14 protein-coding genes and 1 riboswitch are annotated in these 16,446 nt (G+C 56.4%); of the genes, 10 read left to right on the top strand and 4 right to left on the bottom strand.

What is annotated here, in order from left to right:
• Together NHH03_RS08535 and pepT are read right to left on the bottom strand one after the other, a co-directional pair.
• Positions 1-987, bottom strand: a complete 987-nt coding sequence (locus NHH03_RS08535; protein ID WP_253155349.1) for a 4-(cytidine 5'-diphospho)-2-C-methyl-D-erythritol kinase — start codon at positions 985-987, stop codon at positions 1-3.
• Positions 987-2,234 (bottom strand): peptidase T, encoded by a 1,248-nt coding sequence (pepT, locus tag NHH03_RS08530; RefSeq protein ID WP_253155348.1) that lies wholly within the window; start codon positions 2,232-2,234, stop codon positions 987-989. Before pepT ends, NHH03_RS08535 begins: the two co-directional genes overlap by 1 nt.
• 85 nt (positions 2,235-2,319) lie before the next feature.
• Here pepT and NHH03_RS08525 point away from each other — a divergent pair, with 85 nt between their 5' ends.
• Entirely contained in the window at positions 2,320-3,150 is an 831-nt protein-coding gene (locus NHH03_RS08525) for a 3'-5' exonuclease (RefSeq protein WP_253155347.1), read from the top strand.
• A gap of 113 nt (positions 3,151-3,263) precedes the next feature.
• Here the strand turns inward: NHH03_RS08525 and NHH03_RS08520 are convergent, their stop codons facing one another.
• Complete coding sequence (locus NHH03_RS08520; RefSeq protein WP_253155346.1) at positions 3,264-5,120, bottom strand: sulfatase-like hydrolase/transferase; 1,857 nt, start codon at positions 5,118-5,120, stop codon at positions 3,264-3,266.
• Positions 5,121-5,306: 186 nt separating this feature from the next.
• Here NHH03_RS08520 and rpmG point away from each other — a divergent pair, with 186 nt between their 5' ends.
• Positions 5,307-5,471 carry a 50S ribosomal protein L33 gene (gene rpmG / locus NHH03_RS08515; RefSeq protein WP_253155345.1) on the top strand — a complete coding sequence of 55 codons (165 nt, stop codon included), beginning with the start codon at positions 5,307-5,309 and terminating at the stop codon, positions 5,469-5,471.
• Positions 5,472-5,509: 38 nt separating this feature from the next.
• On the top strand, positions 5,510-7,273 hold the full coding sequence (recJ, locus tag NHH03_RS08510) for a single-stranded-DNA-specific exonuclease RecJ (RefSeq protein WP_253155344.1): 1,764 nt from the start codon (positions 5,510-5,512) through the stop codon (positions 7,271-7,273).
• 7 nt (positions 7,274-7,280) lie between these two features.
• Here the strand turns inward: recJ and NHH03_RS08505 are convergent, their stop codons facing one another.
• On the bottom strand, positions 7,281-8,345 hold the full coding sequence (locus NHH03_RS08505) for a thiamine phosphate synthase (protein WP_253155343.1): 1,065 nt from the start codon (positions 8,343-8,345) through the stop codon (positions 7,281-7,283).
• Positions 8,346-8,381: 36 nt separating this feature from the next.
• Here NHH03_RS08505 and NHH03_RS08500 point away from each other — a divergent pair, with 36 nt between their 5' ends.
• From NHH03_RS08500 to NHH03_RS08470, 7 genes are all read left to right on the top strand, one after another.
• Positions 8,382-9,110, top strand: a complete 729-nt coding sequence (locus tag NHH03_RS08500; protein WP_253155342.1) for an SGNH/GDSL hydrolase family protein — start codon at positions 8,382-8,384, stop codon at positions 9,108-9,110.
• Positions 9,111-9,479: 369 nt separating this feature from the next.
• Positions 9,480-9,659, top strand: a complete 180-nt coding sequence (locus NHH03_RS08495; protein ID WP_149495696.1) for a Flp family type IVb pilin — start codon at positions 9,480-9,482, stop codon at positions 9,657-9,659.
• Between the two features lie 600 nt (positions 9,660-10,259).
• A riboswitch (cyclic di-GMP riboswitch) is annotated at positions 10,260-10,359 on the top strand.
• A gap of 158 nt (positions 10,360-10,517) precedes the next feature.
• Positions 10,518-10,697: a Flp family type IVb pilin gene (locus NHH03_RS08490; protein ID WP_149495696.1), complete on the top strand. Its 180-nt coding sequence runs from the start codon at positions 10,518-10,520 to the stop codon at positions 10,695-10,697.
• 381 nt (positions 10,698-11,078) lie between these two features.
• Positions 11,079-11,636 carry an A24 family peptidase gene (locus tag NHH03_RS08485; RefSeq protein WP_253155341.1) on the top strand — a complete coding sequence of 186 codons (558 nt, stop codon included), beginning with the start codon at positions 11,079-11,081 and terminating at the stop codon, positions 11,634-11,636.
• 277 nt (positions 11,637-11,913) lie between these two features.
• On the top strand, positions 11,914-12,930 hold the full coding sequence (cpaB, locus tag NHH03_RS08480; protein WP_253155340.1) for a Flp pilus assembly protein CpaB: 1,017 nt from the start codon (positions 11,914-11,916) through the stop codon (positions 12,928-12,930).
• Positions 12,931-13,150: 220 nt separating this feature from the next.
• Positions 13,151-14,728, top strand: coding sequence for a type II and III secretion system protein family protein (locus NHH03_RS08475; protein WP_253155339.1), 1,578 nt, complete (start codon positions 13,151-13,153; stop codon positions 14,726-14,728).
• Between the two features lie 127 nt (positions 14,729-14,855).
• Positions 14,856-16,070: an AAA family ATPase gene (locus NHH03_RS08470; RefSeq protein ID WP_253155338.1), complete on the top strand. Its 1,215-nt coding sequence runs from the start codon at positions 14,856-14,858 to the stop codon at positions 16,068-16,070.
• Positions 16,071-16,446: the final 376 nt, after the last annotated feature.

The following is a 16,446-nucleotide window of genomic DNA, read 5'->3' as shown; positions in this document are numbered from 1 at the left end:
TCAACTCGGCTCGATCTCAATCGACGCAGCCGCAGAAACCGTCTGAGCCGCTTGTAGCAAAACACCTGGTTGCAATTCGATCTTTAAGCGTTTCACAACATCCGTTGCATGTTCGGCATCTTCGGCGATGCCAAAACAAGCCGATCCGCTACCAGTTAGTTGACACGGTCGCAGTCCGGATTGCCACAGTGATTCTATCAATTCGCCTAGCCGTGGCATAATTTCCAAAGCCGGTTCGGCCAGCCGGTTGAACATCGTTTGGCCCATTTCCAACTTGTCGCCAGCCCCAAAGGCAGCCAGAAAGGCAGCCGAATCAATAGCCACTTTGGGCACCCGAAGCGCGCCATAGACACTTGCGGTGGACAGGCTGAAATTGGGAAAGGCAACCACGAAGTGTATCGATGTGCGCGTCGCAATCGGTGACAGCTTTTCGCCACGACCGCGTGCCAACGCCGCCGAGTAACCCTGGTCGACTGCGTCCAGAGGCGGCAAAAAGAAGGGCACGTCACTGCCGATCGAGGCCGCTAGCTGATGTAGCTCAGCGGACCCTTGGGGGATTTGGTGAATCTGGGCAGCGCAGCTAATCGCGTGTGCCGCGTCGCTGCTGGCGCCCCCCATTCCGGCACCCGCGGGAATACGTTTGCCCAATCGCACCCGAAAACCAGTGGCGATCCCAAAGCGGTCTCGAAACCCGGCCAGGGCGCGACTGACCAAATTGGATTCATCCGTCGGAATCCGCAACAGCGCGGGAATTCCATCCTGCCCGACGTCGACACCCAATTGTCGTCCGACGGCTGCGGCCGAGGGAATCCATTGGGTTGTCAATTCGATCCGTGGCTGAGCGATCGAGCGAATTTCCAACTCGTCGCGCCAGTCGATGGCCGTCATCACGGTGTCAATTTCATGGTAGCCGTCGTGGCGGCGGGCAGGTATTTCCAGGAACAGATTGAGTTTTGCCGGAGGCCGAGTTCGGGCGATCGTCATCATCACGCTCGCTGGTTGGACCACAATGACAACAGTTCGATCAAGTGCTCGGTGGCCGCAACCATTTCATCCAAGCAAGCGAACTCACGAACACTATGGATATTGTGTTGGCCACTGGACAGGTTCGGTGTCGGCAACCCTTTTTCCGTCAACACACTGCCGTCGGTTCCGCCGCGAATGATCTCCTTGACGTAGGGGCGCCCCAAATTGCCAAACGCTTGCTCGGCCAAATGAATCGACTCGGGTAACTTCTCCAGTCCTTCGCGGAGATTGCGATACTGGCGTCGGATGACAACTTCGGTTTGCAGTCCCGGGTACTGCGATTGAACTTGCTGGGCGGTTCGCCGCAGAAGGTCGGCGTACCCGTCTAGGTCGACCGCATCGAACGAGCGCAAGATCAGTTCGATCGTCGCTTGACCAACCGTGCCGGTGACTTGATTGGCATGGATGAACCCTTGCCGTCCGGACGTGGTTTCTGGCGTGTCGCTGTCGCGCGGCAGTGCGGCGATAAAATCCGCAGCCGCGCGCACGGCGTTGACCATCCGTCCTTTGGCGATCGCCGGATGAATGTTGTCGCCGATCAATCGCACGGTCGCGGCATCGGCGGAAAACGTTTCGACGTCGATCACACCCGCACCGCCACCGTCGATGGTGTAGGCGACATCGGCGGCTAGTTTGTCCAAATCAATCTTATCGGTCCCACGCCCGATTTCTTCATCGCAAGTCATCACGACTTTGACCGGGCCGTGCTTTAAATGCGGGTTCTCGATCAGCGTTTCGATCAATTCCATGATGATCGCGACGCCGGCCTTGTCGTCGCCACCGAGCAACGTGGTTCCATCGGTGGTGATGAGCGTGGTTCCGATCAAATCACGGAGCGCCGGACAGGCATCCACACGAATGACTTCGCCACTGGCAAGCGTGATGTCGCCGCCGCGGTAGTCATCGATCACGTTGGGTTGAACATTGTCGCTGGGCGCATCGGGCGACGTATCCACATGGGCAACCAATGCGACAGCAGGCAGATCGGCGTCGCCGACGCTGGAGGGGACACCCGCATACACCAACGCATGAGCGTCCTGGTAAACGTCGCTGGCGGCCATCGCCTGGAGTTCTGCGGCGAGAATCCGTCCGAGTTCACGCTGGCACTCGCTACTGGGATAACTGTCGCTGGTGGGATCGGCAGCGGTGCTGACCCGAACATACCGAAGAAAACGGTCCAGCAATCGTTGGCGGTTGATCTCGATCATGGGTTGATTTGTGCTATTCTCGCGAGTTCACAGCGGGGACGCTTTCCCGCCGGGTTTAGAAATTCAATCGGGATTGAACGATTAGATGAGCGAAGACGTTTCCCATCTCGTGTTTGACTGTGAAAGTATCGCCGATGGAGCGTTGATCGCGAAAGTCCGCTATCCGGGCGAATCCTTGTCCCCGACCGAAGCCGTCGCGCGCTATCAAGCCGAATTGCTGGCTGAAAAGGGCAGCACGTTTATTCCCTACACGTTTCAAATCCCGATTTCGGTGGTCGTGGCCAAAGTTGCCAGAGATTACCGGCTGATCGATATCGTCTCGTTGGACGAACCCGATTTTCGCAGCCATGTGATCACGGCGCATTTTTGGAAAGGCTGGGAGGTCTACAAACGTCCGCAGTGGGTCACGTTCAACGGCCGCACGTTTGATTTGCCGCTGATGGAATTGGCCGCCTATCGATTTGGCATCTCCATCGCACCCTGGTTCAAAAACGATGGCTATCGATCGCCGCGGAATCGATTTAGCGTCGACGCCCATATGGACCTGCAAGATTTGTTGACCAATTTCAGTGCGACGCGATTCAACGGCGGATTGAATTTGGCGACCAAGCTGCTGGGAAAACCGGGCAAGATGTCGGTCACCGGCGATCAAGTCCAACAACAGTACGACGACGGAGACCTAAAGGGAATCAGCGACTACTGCCGCTGTGACGTCCTGGACACGTACTTTGTGTTCTTGCGCTCGATGGTGTTGACCGGCAAGATGACACTGGAACAAGAAATCGAAATCACCGCGCAAAGCAAAGCTTGGATCGAAGCCCAAGCCGAACAATGCGAAGCCTATGCGACCTATCTGACACATTGGGAAGAGTGGTCAGACCCCTGGGAAAGCGAATCCGTCGAATCAGACAACTAACCCAGTAGGCCAGGTGAAACCTGGCGCCAACAACAACGAACCCAGTAGGCCAGGTGAAACCTGGCGCTAACAACAACGCATTGGAATACGGCATTTGCCAGGTTGCACCTGGCCTACTGTTGTTTCAAGTATTCCAGGCGGCGGATGAGCTGGCCGTTCTTTTCAACCGGGATGATGAACCGGAATTGATCGGGGTCAACTTGGTAGCCATGAAAATCTCGTAGATAGACAATGGTGTTGAGCATCCGCAGCGCTTCGGGTTCGTTGGTCGCACGTTCCAACGATCGATAGAGAAACGACTTGGTTTCAACGTCACTGTTGATGGCCAGGAATTCGATCGCGCGAACAACCACCAGCGGTTCGGTATCGAGCAAGAACTTTTCGATCACCGGCACCAGCGGCTTGGCAGATTCGCCCAACGTGCTACAGGCCACCAGCGCCCAGTAGCGGACCCAAGGATCTTCGTCACCCAGCGCTGCTTCGAGTTGCACCAAAGCTTGCGCCGGCGGCAGCAGTGCCAGGTTGACCGTGTCGATGTAACGCGTGATGGTCCCGCTGTGGGATTGACCGAACGCGGTGGGGTTCTCGATCGCTGCATCGACCATCACCGCTTCGGTGACAAAACTTAGATCCGGTAGCGATTTCAAGCGATCATCCAACTGATCACGCAATTGTTGCAGTTTGCCGGCATGGTTCGGGTCACCGGCCAAATTGTTGACTTCATCCGGATCGGTTGACACGTCATACAAGGCCTCCGGTGCCTTGGCTTGGAAGAACTGCAGCGCGGCGCCCGTCAATTTCCCCTGTTGGAACAGCTCTCGCCATTGTTGATAGGCCAAGCATTTGTAGCGGTAGTTGTTTTGCAATCCATCCGGATAGAACGGTTCAAAGTTACGAATGTATTTGAAGTTCCCGATTCGTAGCGTGCGGACCAAGTCGTATTTTTCATCGAAGCGATCGGCATAACCGAATGTTTCATCCCGTTGATCGACTTTGTCGGGGTCAACATCGGCACCCAGGAACGGTTTGCCATCGATCCCCTCGGGTTGTTCGGCGCCGGCCAAACGAAGCACGGTCGGTCCAAAATCGACGAACTCGACAAACCCGTTGGTGCGTGATCCCAATTCACGATCGGCCAAGGGGCGAAAGTTTTCGGGCACACGCACGACCAAGGGAACATGCAGTCCCGATTCATAGACGTATCCTTTGGAACGTGGCAGCACACCGCCGTGGTCGCCGAAATAGAACACAAAGGTGTTTTCCAGTTGGCCCGCTGCCTGCAGCTGCTCAATCACTCCGCCGACCAATGCGTCGATCTGCATGATGCGATCTTGGTAGCGGGCGCGGGTGTAGCGGAACAGCGGCGTGTCGGGAAAGTAGGCCTGCAATTTGACGTCGGCCGGATCCGTTTCGGTCGGCTGCTGCATCTCTTTTTCGGTGAAATGCAACCGGCTTTCGTGCGATTGGGCAAAGGTTTCGACATGGAAAAACGGCGTCGATTCCTCAGGCCGATTTTCCCAACTCGCTTTCCCGCCCGACACATCCCAAGCCTGTTTGCCACCGGTCGCGTTGTAATCTTCTTTGGCGTGGTTGGTGGTGTAGTAGCCGATCTCTCGCAGGTAGGCGGGAAACATCTTTAGTCCCGGCGGCATGGGAACAACGACGTGCCGGCGATGAAATTGGGTGCCGATGCGTGGTGCATAACAACCGGTGATCAGTGTCGTCCGGGCGACCGAACACACCGGTGCGTTGGAAAATGCGTTGTCAAACGTGACGCCATGGGCGGCCATCGCTTCGATGTTTGGGGCCGGGGCGCCGGCCGGGTCAAAGTGCCGCAGATAGTCCGCCGAATTGTCTTCGGACATGATCCAAACGATGTTCGGCCGCTGGCCGGGTTCGGCGGCATTGGAGAATCCGCTCCAAAAAACGCCGATCACCAGACACAAAACGGGGGGGGCAAAACGGTTCATCGGGATCGATTCCGGTGGGAAAAATGGTCAATCAAAGGTGGATTCGGCGTGCAATTCTAACCGGAACTGATTTAGCCGGGCAGGATTCGAAAAACAAGCCTTGCCCAAACCGTGGACCAGCGGGCATAATCCGGGACGCGGAAAAGTTTACCGAACCAACCAACCCATTGTCTGATTTGATTTCTGATGGCTAAGAGCAAGAAAAAGGCCGAGACGATCTTTCTGGTCTGCGAAGAGACCGGCGATTACAACTACACGCTGAAACGCAAACCGGGCGGCGAAAAACTGCGTCTGAAGAAGTTCAGCCCACGGTTGCGCAAGCACACCTGGCACGGCGAAAAGAAGAAATAATCAGCCAATCGGTCGACCTCTAATTAGGCGAATCACGGATGAAACGGAAGTGGCGGGTCGTTCCACATGATGCCGCCCGCGTTGAGCAACTGATTCGTGGTTCCGGTTTGCCGCCAGTGGTTGCCCAGTTGCTGGTCAGCCGTGGCGTCTATGACTGCCAAGAAGCAGAGAGTTTCCTGTCGACCAAGCTGACCGGGCTTCGCGATCCCCAAGAATTGCCCGGCGTGCCGGCTGCGACGGAGTTGATTGCTGCCGCAATCGCTGACAAAACTCCGATCGTGATCTATGGCGACTACGATTGTGACGGTATGACCGGCACCGCAATCCTGTACAACGGATTGAAGTTGCTGCATGCGGACGTCTCCTATCACGTTCCCAATCGGCTGGAAGAAGGCTACGGCCTGAACGCCGAAGCGATCGCCAAACTGGCCGACCGCGGCAAACGCATGATCATCTCGGTCGATTGCGGGATCACCAGCGTGGCCTGTGCCGATCAGTGCAACGAACTGGGCATCCAGCTGATCATCACCGATCACCACACCCTGGCCGATCGCCTGCCCGCTGCGGCGGCGATCGTGCATCCACGACTGCCCGGATCCAACTATCCGTTCGGTGAACTCTGTGGCGCCGGGGTCGCGTTCAAGTTGGCGTGGTCCCTGTGCCAGAAAATCTGTGGGTCCAAGAAAGTCAGCGAACCGCTGCGACGCTACCTGATGCAGTCGCTTTCGCTGGCAGCGATCGGAACCGTCGCCGATGTGGTGCCCCTGGTCGATGAAAATCGAATCCTGGTTTCACACGGATTGCGGATGCTCGGCAGCGAACCGCTGCCGGGACTGGCGGCGCTGATGAAAATCACCAAACTCGACGAAGCCACGACGCTCAACACCGAAAGCATCGCGTTCAACATCGCTCCGCGGCTGAATGCATCCGGACGTCTGGGCCAAGCCCAATTGGGTGTTGAATTGTTGACGACCACCGTCCAAGAACGCGCCGAAGCGCTGGCGGAATACATCGACGAACTCAACAAGAACCGTGACAGTCTGCAACGCAGCGTCACCCTGGCCGCCCAGAAACAGATCAAAGAGCGATTTGACGGACAAAAAGATGCCGCGCTGGTGTTGGCCGGCGTGGGCTGGCACCAAGGCGTGATCGGTGTGGTTGCCGGCCGACTGAGCGACAAATATGCCAAACCGGTGATCATCCTTTCGATGGACGCAGCGGGCAAATCCCAAGCCGTCGGCTCTGGACGGGTCGGTGGCACCGCCATCGATTTGCACGCCGCCCTATCGACCTGTGGCGACCGCTTGGCTCGCTTTGGTGGACACAAGGCCGCCGCGGGCCTGACGATCGATGAACATCAGATCGATGAATTCCGCGAGGATTTCTGCGAAGCCGTCTCGCAGCAATGGACCGACAACGACGTCGAACCAGAAATCGTGATCGATGCCGAAGCCTCGTTTGGCCAATTGAATCTGAACACGGTCAAACAGATCGAAACCTTAGAACCGTTTGGTGCCGGAAACCCACGCCCGACGCTGTTGTGCCAGAACGTCACGCTGGCCGAGCCGGCGCGACGAATGGGATCGGGCGACCGCCATTTGACCATGCGGCTCGACCAGGCCGGCAAGACCGTTCGCGGCGTCGCCTTTGGCGCCGGTGACTGGTGTGATGATCTGAACCAATGTGACGGCCCGATTCAAATCGCCTATCGGCCAGTGATCAACGAGTTTCGCGGTTTTCGACGCGTTGAAATTCATGTCGTCGATTGGAAACCCGCTGTCGTCGATGCGGTCGTCGGTTGAGCAAACGCTAGACCGCGATCAACCGCTGTTTCAATTGCTGTGCCGCGCTGCATGGATCCGCCGCGCGATTGATGGCCGCCGTGACAGCGATCCGGTGAAACCCGCAACCGATGACTTGGTCGATGTTGTCCAGGTTGATCCCACCGATCGCAAACGCGGGGCAAGGCGTTTCCTGGGTGCCCTGGTGCACCGCATTCAAGAAATCGGTTCCCGCGTGATCATCGAACGATTTGGTCTGACTGGCAAACGTTGGCCCACAACCGATGTAATCGGCGCCATCGGTGATCGCCTGATGGACTTGATCCATTTGATGGGTCGAGACACCGATGATCCGCTGCGGACCGACGATCCGGCGGGCTGCCACCGCGGGCAGTTCGTCTTGCCCTAGATGCACTCCATCGGCCCCCGCCGCCACCGCGATGTCGGCTCGATCGTTGACGATGAAAATCGCGTCCTTCTGGCGGGCCATTGCCACACCGAATTTGGCGTATTCATACAACCGTCGATCCGAGGCCTGTTTGTCACGTAACTGAAACACGTCCACACCGGCGCTGGCCAGTTGTGCAATCGAAGCGACAAAGTCGTCTTGATCGGTTTGACAATCGATCAACAGGTACAACCGGGCGGCGGCCAGACGGTGGCGGAGCGGATCGGCAAGCGCGCGCAATTGAACGTCGCGGTTGAACGTGTAACAGCGGTAACGCAATTGTTCGATCTGTTGGGCAAACGTCACATTAATCGTCTTGCCGTATTCTTCCAGAACCCGCAGCGATTGCTGGACCCGCTCCGCAGCGGCCACCACGACATCAGCCGTCGACGACCGCCGGTACTCGTTGGTGGTCGTGACCGCGGTGCCGACATCCGATTCGGTATCCCGAGCAGCTAACAATTCCCGATGCGGCAACCGCGCCAGCGAATCGACCAGATCATGCCGCAACTGCTTGCTACTGGCTGCCAGCGTGGCATCATCCAAGACAAATCGGACATATTCCTCGATTGTCCGAATTCCCTCACTCGCTCGATTCGCCGAAGCATCCAGAATACGATAGGTGGTCTGTTGAGAATGGCTCACCGGTTGTCTTTGTTCCGTTAATCTGAGAGAGAGTTGATGAACGCGATGCTTCGAATGGGTTTATTGGCGGCGTTTCTATTGAGTGTGACTTTCAACGCCAAGGCGCAACAGAAACAAAATCCGGCCTTTGCCGCGCCGGAGATCGACGACAGCTTGCCAAACGTGCTGTTAATCGGCGATTCGATCTCGATCGGCTACATGCTGAGCGCCCGCGAAGCGCTCCAAGGCAAAGCCAACGTTTTTCGACCGGCGACCAATTGTGGGCCGACCACAAGAGGATTGGAACAGATTGACCGCTGGATTGGAGATCGAAAATGGGATGTCATCCATTTCAATTTTGGCCTGCACGACCTGAAGTATGTCAGCGAGGGCAGCCAAGACCTGGCGGATCCGAAAGCCGACACGAGCCACCCTCAAGTTGCGATCGATCAATACGCCGAGAATATAAAGACGCTTGCCAAGCGGTTGAAGGCGACCGGTGCCAAAGTCATTTGGCGGGAAACCACACCAGTTCCCGCCGGATCGGCCGGCCGAATCGCTGGCGACGCGGCCAAATACAACGCTGCCGCAGCCAAAGCCATTGAGGAAGTGGGCGGGATCGCCGTCGACCCCTGCTTTGCATTTGCCGAATCGATCGCCAGTCTGCAACGGACGGCCAATGTGCATTACAGCGCTGAGGGATCCAAACAACTCGGCCAACATGTCGCCGCAGTCGTCGTCGCCGCCTTGCCAGAACCCGCGACAACTCAGCCGACCCTGCAGTAACGTCCGTTCAAGCAGGTCACGGTGGACTCGCGGCGGGCCACGATTGGCTAGGACAGGATTAGCGAACTCGCCACCAGAATGCGGTCAGACACCCCCTCGGAAACCACTCTGGCTGTGATCTGACCGGCCCAGCCCGCACAACCGCTACAGCCGGTCGTTCTGCAAATTCACTTCAGATTCTCTGTCCCCTGTATTTTGACTCTGGCCGAATCTGCCATAGCTTTCCATTAGCGAGAACGACTGACGGACTCGCTTCCAACAGACGGTCCCGATTGGGTCGTCTTGGGGATCCTATTCACGTTGAATCGGCCCAGCTAATCATCGTCGGGTGCAACCACTTTTGGGGCACCCACTGCGAGGAATAAGAATATGAAAAAGTTTGCTAACAGCGTTGTTGAATTCTTGAAAGAAGAAGATGGCCCGACCGCAGTTGAGTACGCTGTGATGTTGGCCCTGATCGTCGTTGTCTGCTTGGCTGCAGTCGGAACGATCGGTACCGAGTCGAACAAAAAGTTCGAAGAAGTCGGTGCAGCTATCGCTGCTAACTAAGCGTCCTTGGTTGCCTCGTTTGGACAGCCGGCGGCTGTTTCAATCAGCAACCAACCGCAAGCACAGACGCCTCGGCCCCGAAAGAATCGGAGCCGAGGCGTTTTTTTATGCGCCGTGCTATTTGCCGAAACTTACCCGCGCGGCGCCAGTGCATCGTCCACTTTTAAAAGTGGGGTCAGCTTCCAGCTTGCCATTACCGCACCGGGTCAATCGCAAGCTGGAGGCTTACGCCACGAATTGTTGACCCGAAATCTAAACATGGACGGTGCGCTAGGCTCGGATGAGCCATCTGCCGTCGAGGACTAGCTCACGTTTTTTTTGGTTCGGGTTACGAAGAACCAGAACGGTTGCTGTTCAGCTGGACAGTGAAACATGCACCGGGGGTCGCTGGCATTTATACCGCTACAGGGGGCAAAGTACCTGCTAGTCGTCAAGTCCGGAATAACGCTCCCAAGAAGTGGACCGGAAGGCTTTGGATAACCAGAGTTTTTTGACAGAACCATTTCCTGACATACGGTTCTTTCGAGGGCGAATCATGAGGACTCGCATCTGAGTGAATCGGCCATTGATGGTCATTTAGATTTCTCAGACGGCCTGACTCCCAGACAAAGGCAAACCGCTTGAGAAGGCGGGGCGCAAAGCCACGGGTCCAGCGGGGTAAAGCAACTTGCTTTGCCCAACGGATAGCCGGGCTGCCGAGGGAACAATCAATGCGGTGGGATACCACAGTGGAGATTGCCAAGGTGAGTCTTTTGGAGACGTGGCTGCTTTCTTTCCCGGATCTCATTCGTGTTGAATGGGACCAGTAAGTCATCGTCGGGTGTTCTCGTCAGAGACCCCAATTGAGGAGTTCATAGTATGAAAAAGTTTGCTAACAGCGTTGTTGAGTTCTTGAAAGAAGAAGATGGCCCGACCGCAGTTGAATACGCTGTGATGTTGGCCCTGATCGTCGTCGTCTGCTTGGCTGCAGTCGGAACGATCGGTACCGAGTCGAACAAGAAGTTCGAAGAAGTCGGTGCTGCAATCGCTGCTAACTGATTTCGTTCGCTGCGGATTTCCTTGGTGTAATTCGCTAGCGACCGTTTGAGAGATTCTCGACGTTTGACCGGTGTCTGTCCAACCGGCATTGGCGCCGGTCACGTCGAGTTTTTTTATGCCCGTAGGAATCGGGTAGCCGGGAAATCGAAATGAACTATCCACTTTTACCGACGGATGCGGTCGAACACGTGTGGCAGCTCTCCTGCTGCTTCATCACGTTGTTATTCGCCATGTTCAGTTGGATGCTTGGGCCGCGCTGAACACCGTCGCCCACACCTCAACCGTTAAACACTCACTGCCAACTTGATGTCGACTCGCGTCGCTTGGCACTCCTCACCTGCTCAATCCAATCACCGAAACAAAGTCACGGGGAACACTGCCATGGAAATGTTGATCCAGGGTATCACTGAAAACTGGACCGTCTGGTTCGTCACGGTCGTCTTGATTGTTGCTGCAATCATCGACGGAGCCATTTTGAAGGTCCCGAACTGGCTGACCTTTCCGTTCATCATCTGTGGTTGGCTCCACTGGACCCTGCAAGACGGGATCAGCGGATTAGGTTACAGCCTGTTGGGCACTCTTGTCGGCATGATGCTGTTACTGGTGTTGCGAAACGTCGGCGGAATGGGCGGCGGAGACGTCAAACTGTTAGCCGGCGTGGGCGCTTGGCTGGGCACCGTCGTCACCTTGTACGCGTTCGCCGCCACCGCAATTGTCGGCGGAATCATGGCTTTTTTCATGATTTGGAAGAGCGGAAACTGGACCAAACACTACGCCATGGCCCTGCAAATCCTGGAAGAGTGGAAAACAGTCCGCAACCCGACCAAGCTCTCCAAAATCGCCAGAGAGCGAAAACCCACGATGTATCTGTTGCCATACGGAATACCGATGGCGATTGGCTCAATTGCCTATTTTGCCTACGCCCGAATGTTGGTCTGAACGGCTGACCAGAGGTTGGTGCATTCGCGCCAAAAACACCACCCGCTTTAGGGGAAATCAATTCGCAATGCGTGCCATTTGTGGCAACTCCTGCCGATTAGGCGGGAGCCACCGGATGCACAGTGCGCAAGCATTGCGAGAGTCATACGTCTGCAAACCACGTGGTTTCAGGCGAATGTATTACTAAACCGAGTAAGGAGTGTAGGTCGACAGCCTCCTCCCAGCTCAGTCCTCCACACCTGAAACGCGATCCCCTGGTTTCGAACCAGTCCATGCCATGCGAAACAAATCACTTTTCTTGCTAGTTGCCGGAGTTTGCGGCACTGTTGCGGCCGTCGGAGTCGGACAGTGGATGCAAGCCCAGCCCAACAGCCAGCCGACCAAAATGGTCGAAATCTTGGTCACCACACAGGCGATCAATCTCGAAGAAGAAATCACTCCCGACAAACTGCGTTTGGAACAATGGCCGGCCGACCGTGTTCCCACCGGATCGTCATCGGAGCTTGCCAAGTTTGAAGGCCGGTACGCCAAAGTCCCGTTGTTTGCTGGCGAACCGATGCTGGATTTGAAATTGATGAACGACGTCGAGGACAAGGTGGTGCCACGTGGCTACGCCGTGGTCTCGCTGCCCGCCGGCCGCGACGGCACTGTCAACTTGGTTCGCCCCGGCGACCGTGTTGATATTCGCGGCTTCTTCACCAAAGGTGACATGTTCCCACGTGACATGGCACTAGACGTGTTGACGGGTGTGAAGGTCTATGGCATCGATGGGATCACCAAATTCAATGCCGACGAGCCTCGAAATCGTAGTGCCCGCGACATCCAATTGTTGATCCGCAAAGCCGACGTCGAAGCATTTGACTTTGCCAAACAGCTCGGTGAGATCTCGTTGTCGCTGGGAAGCCCCTCGGCCGATGATGCATCGATTCCCGAAGGCGACACAAGCGTCGCGGCAAAGAAGTTCTTGGAAGATCTGAAAGACTTCCGCGAGGAGCAACGCCGCCTGCGACTCGCACAGTCAGAAGAACCCGCACAAACGGATCCAGAAGCCAAGAAAGCAACGTTCCGAATGACAAAAATGGTCAACGGACGCTTGATTGAATACGAATGGGTACAAGGAGCAACCTTGCCTCGCGTCGTTGGCGACACGGGACCTTTGGAACTTGCTACCCCAGACTCTGACCAGACGAGCGATACGCTAACCAGCCAGACCGCGCCAACGTCTGACGATTACCTTCGCGGTGCCGACAGTCCCTTTTTCGTTCCCACGGACGATTCAACGACTGAAGAATAAGCTCCCGAAGCAACGCAACGATACAAACCTGGCTGTCGTCAACGCGACCAGCTTTGCCTGAGGGTGAAGCCGGCCGCATCACGAGGCAGCGAGGGTGACCCGACTTCCCCTTTAAATCCCAACGTTACTCGCAACGAACTGTTGGATGCCGCCGGCGAAAGCCGCCGGTTGACATGTTTCGGAAGGAACCGAAACCAGGTTCTGCAAGGATGCACCTGCGATGGAAATGTTTCGAATTGCGGTCCGCCCCGCCGCACTAAATCTGATCGCCCTCGTCACGGTGGCGTGTCTGGCGACTTCTCTCTCTGCTCAGGATCTCAATGAGACTCAGCTGACCTCCAGCTCCACAGCTGCGGCGGCGAATCATACGATCACGCGCTCCGTTGAACGGATGCAGATGTTGGTGAAATCCAGCAGCATCCTGACCTTGGACGCAAAAATCCCACGGTTCCAGGTTCACAACGAAGAAGTCCTGGGTGCCACACCGATCTCTCAGAACCAGTTGCAGGTGTTTGCCAAGACACCGGGTACAACACAGATCAACCTGTGGGATATCGACGACAAACAATACACCGTTGACATCACCGTCATCGCCGACGCTCGCGAGATCGAAGGCGTGCTATCGGCCCAGCTGCCGCTGGCGACGTTGAAGGTGATGCCTGTCAACGCTTCGGCGATCGTGTCCGGCTATGTGACCAGTGTGGATGACGTCGACCGCGCGATTGCGATCGTCGAACAGTACTACCCCACGGTCGTCAACAACATCCGTGTCGTCGGCGTGCAACAAGTCTTGCTGCACACCCGCATCATGGAAGTCTCCCGAACAAAGCTTCGTGAACTCGGTGTCGACCTGTCGTGGACCGATGGCTCGCGCATCGTGGACAACCTGCCGGTTGGAATCCCGTTTAACAACGCGACAAACGTTTTCCAAGGTGACGAATTCACAGCACTCGTCAACGCCCTTCGTCAACAGGACCTGATTAAGTTCTTGGCGGAACCGACGGTGGTCGCGACCCATGGACGCCCGGCACGTTTCACCGTCGGTGGTAGCGTCCCCTACATCGTCCCGTCGGGGAACAACACCGTCACCGTGAAATACGAAGAATACGGTACGTCAGTTGACTTCTTGCCCTTTGTCGTCGGTCCAGGCCGCGTGCGGTTGGAAATTCGACCAGAAGTCAAAGAACCCGATCCGTCGTTGTCCATTTCCGCCAGCGACATCAACGTCACCGCATTCCGTCAGCGTTACGTCGATACCGCCGTGGAACTGCAAGCCGGACAGACCTTCGCAATCGCAGGTTTGCTGCAAAGCCGTGCCGAATCGACCACCAAAGCCACGCCGTTCATAGGCGAGTTGCCAGTCATCGGTGCCTTTTTCCGCGGCGTCCGGGAACGTCGCAACGACGTAGAACTGTTGATCACCGTCACACCAGAACTGATCGACGCAATGGATCCCCATCAAGTTCCACGCGGCGGCCCAGGTCTGAACAGCATGCCACCTAACGATCATGACCTGTACTTTAACGGCCACATCGAAGTCCCCAACCTGCTCGGCGGCGACGGGTGCTCGATGAACAGCGGACCGCCTGCATCCAACGACGCCTCGATGTTGCACACCAACGTGATGCAAAACGGAGCGATGATGGCCCACGGCAGTCTGATGTCGCCGGGCATGGGACTGCCACCCGGTGCGACCATCAACCAGGCTCCCAGTCTTCCGGCCGATGCAGTGGTCCCCGGCAGCGAGCCCACCGTGGTCGGCGAGGGAGTGATCCTAAGCACGCCTGACGGGTACTGATGCTCCGCAGCAGAAACCGTCGACCGATCCACTCGGTCGACGGGCAGAACCAAACGACGGGCACACGGTTGTGCCCGTCACCTTGAGATTGCAACGGATTTGAATTGACCGACCGGATATATCTGCGATGACAAACGTTTTACGAATCGCCTTGGTTGATCCCAATGACGAGACGCGCGAATCTTTGAAGGCCATGCTGTTGGGCATGGAAACCGTTTGGTTGGAAGCAGATTGTTCGCGTTACGAGTTCTTTCCCGACATCATTGAACAAACCGCACCTGATGTCGGTGTGATTTCGCTGGACAATGACAACGACAAATCGATCGGATTGATCGAACGGCTGACCAAGGATGCGCCCGACACTGTTCTATTGGCCGCCAGCGAAAGCACCGATGGACACCTGATCTTGCGTGCCATCCGTGCCGGTTCGCGGGAATTCCTGACGCTGCCGCTGTCACTCGAAGACATGTCAGCTGCCCTGAACCGAGTCAATCAGCAAAAATTCGGCTCGGCCGACGGCGGAGTACGTGGTTGCGAAGTGATCGCGGTTGCCGGTGCAACCGGAGGGGTGGGAACGACCAGCGTCGCAGTCAACTTGAGTTGTATCTACGCCGCCGACAATCGCAACAGTGTCGCCCTGTTGGACCTGGATTTGGCACTCGGTGATTCGGACCTGTTCTTGGACGCCATCGCCGACTACACCTTGGCCGACGTGGTTCAGAATGTCTCTCGGCTAGACATCCAATTGCTAAAACAATCGTTGACCAAACACAACAGCGGTCTGTATCTGCTGCCACGCCCTGACGAATTGCAAGACACCGAAAGCATCACCGACGAAAGCATTCGCAAAGTTGTCGGACTGCTCAAGGCCTCGTTCACCCACCTCGTGATCGACCTGTCCAAGTCCTATTCGGCAGTGGATCTGGTTGCACTCGAAGCCGCGTCAAAGGTGGTCTTGGTCACCCAGCTCGACCTGCCCTGTCTGCGGAACGTCGTGCGGCTGATGATGAGCTTCGAAGAGATCGAAGGTTTGACCAAGAAAGTCGAAATCGTGGTCAATCGCGCCGGACTGGAATCCGGACAGATCAGTTTGAAAAAGGCCAAGGAAACCCTCGGCCACGAAATCTATGCCCTGCTGCCAAACGATTATCGCACGATGGTCGAAGTCCGCAACAACGGCGTGCCGCTGATCAACCAAGCGCCTAAGGCTGCGATCACACAGTCGATGCGTGATCTGGCGTCCAAATTGCAAGGCCGCGAATCAGCTGCCGAAATCAACAAGGACGGCAAATCAGCCGACAGCAAGTGGAAGATGTTCTGGCCCGGTTCGGCAAAAACCTAAGGGAACGATCCCCGCACCCCAAACCGTAGCTGGACCGGCCACGGTTCAGATTTCTCAGCACGCCCCTTTTGAAGTTGTGTTTTTGCGTGGGGCATTGGTTTTTGGTAACCCGACGCGTCACTTCAACGGCGCTGGTGTGGAGGATTTATCCGACTCGGGTGAGGGTTTTCTGGGAAGAATAAAGCCGGTCGGATAAATCCTCCACACCAACTAGCGACCGGCTAATTAAATCAACAGCCCGGTCGGGTTACCAGAAAAGCGCAACTTCAAAACTGACGCGTCGGGTTGGGATAGAATCGCAACTTCAAAACGCACGCCCCAGCCCGACGGAACCCCGGCAGGATCCGCTACGATCTGAGATCAACCGATCACGTCA

Origin of the sequence: Stieleria tagensis, assembly GCF_024129865.1 — a bacterium.
In the GTDB taxonomy this organism is placed as follows: domain Bacteria; phylum Planctomycetota; class Planctomycetia; order Pirellulales; family Pirellulaceae; genus Stieleria; species Stieleria tagensis.
This window is presented reverse-complemented; position numbering and strand designations above follow the sequence as displayed.

What these genes read in the sequence shown, in the direction of transcription:
- recJ (WP_253155344.1), top strand. Translation starts at nt 5,510, where the DNA reads ATGAAACGGAAGTGGCGGGTCGTTCCACATGATGCCGCCCGCGTTGAG.
- NHH03_RS08470 (WP_253155338.1), top strand. Translation starts at nt 14,856, where the DNA reads ATGACAAACGTTTTACGAATCGCCTTGGTTGATCCCAATGACGAGACG.
- NHH03_RS08495 (WP_149495696.1), top strand. Translation starts at nt 9,480, where the DNA reads ATGAAAAAGTTTGCTAACAGCGTTGTTGAATTCTTGAAAGAAGAAGAT.
- NHH03_RS08520 (WP_253155346.1), bottom strand. Translation starts at nt 5,120, where the DNA reads ATGAACCGTTTTGCCCCCCCCGTTTTGTGTCTGGTGATCGGCGTTTTT.
- NHH03_RS08525 (WP_253155347.1), top strand. Translation starts at nt 2,320, where the DNA reads ATGAGCGAAGACGTTTCCCATCTCGTGTTTGACTGTGAAAGTATCGCC.
- NHH03_RS08490 (WP_149495696.1), top strand. Translation starts at nt 10,518, where the DNA reads ATGAAAAAGTTTGCTAACAGCGTTGTTGAGTTCTTGAAAGAAGAAGAT.
- NHH03_RS08535 (WP_253155349.1), bottom strand. Translation starts at nt 987, where the DNA reads ATGATGACGATCGCCCGAACTCGGCCTCCGGCAAAACTCAATCTGTTC.
- NHH03_RS08485 (WP_253155341.1), top strand. Translation starts at nt 11,079, where the DNA reads ATGGAAATGTTGATCCAGGGTATCACTGAAAACTGGACCGTCTGGTTC.
- pepT (WP_253155348.1), bottom strand. Translation starts at nt 2,234, where the DNA reads ATGATCGAGATCAACCGCCAACGATTGCTGGACCGTTTTCTTCGGTAT.
- NHH03_RS08475 (WP_253155339.1), top strand. Translation starts at nt 13,151, where the DNA reads ATGGAAATGTTTCGAATTGCGGTCCGCCCCGCCGCACTAAATCTGATC.
- NHH03_RS08500 (WP_253155342.1), top strand. Translation starts at nt 8,382, where the DNA reads ATGAACGCGATGCTTCGAATGGGTTTATTGGCGGCGTTTCTATTGAGT.
- cpaB (WP_253155340.1), top strand. Translation starts at nt 11,914, where the DNA reads ATGCGAAACAAATCACTTTTCTTGCTAGTTGCCGGAGTTTGCGGCACT.
- rpmG (WP_253155345.1), top strand. Translation starts at nt 5,307, where the DNA reads ATGGCTAAGAGCAAGAAAAAGGCCGAGACGATCTTTCTGGTCTGCGAA.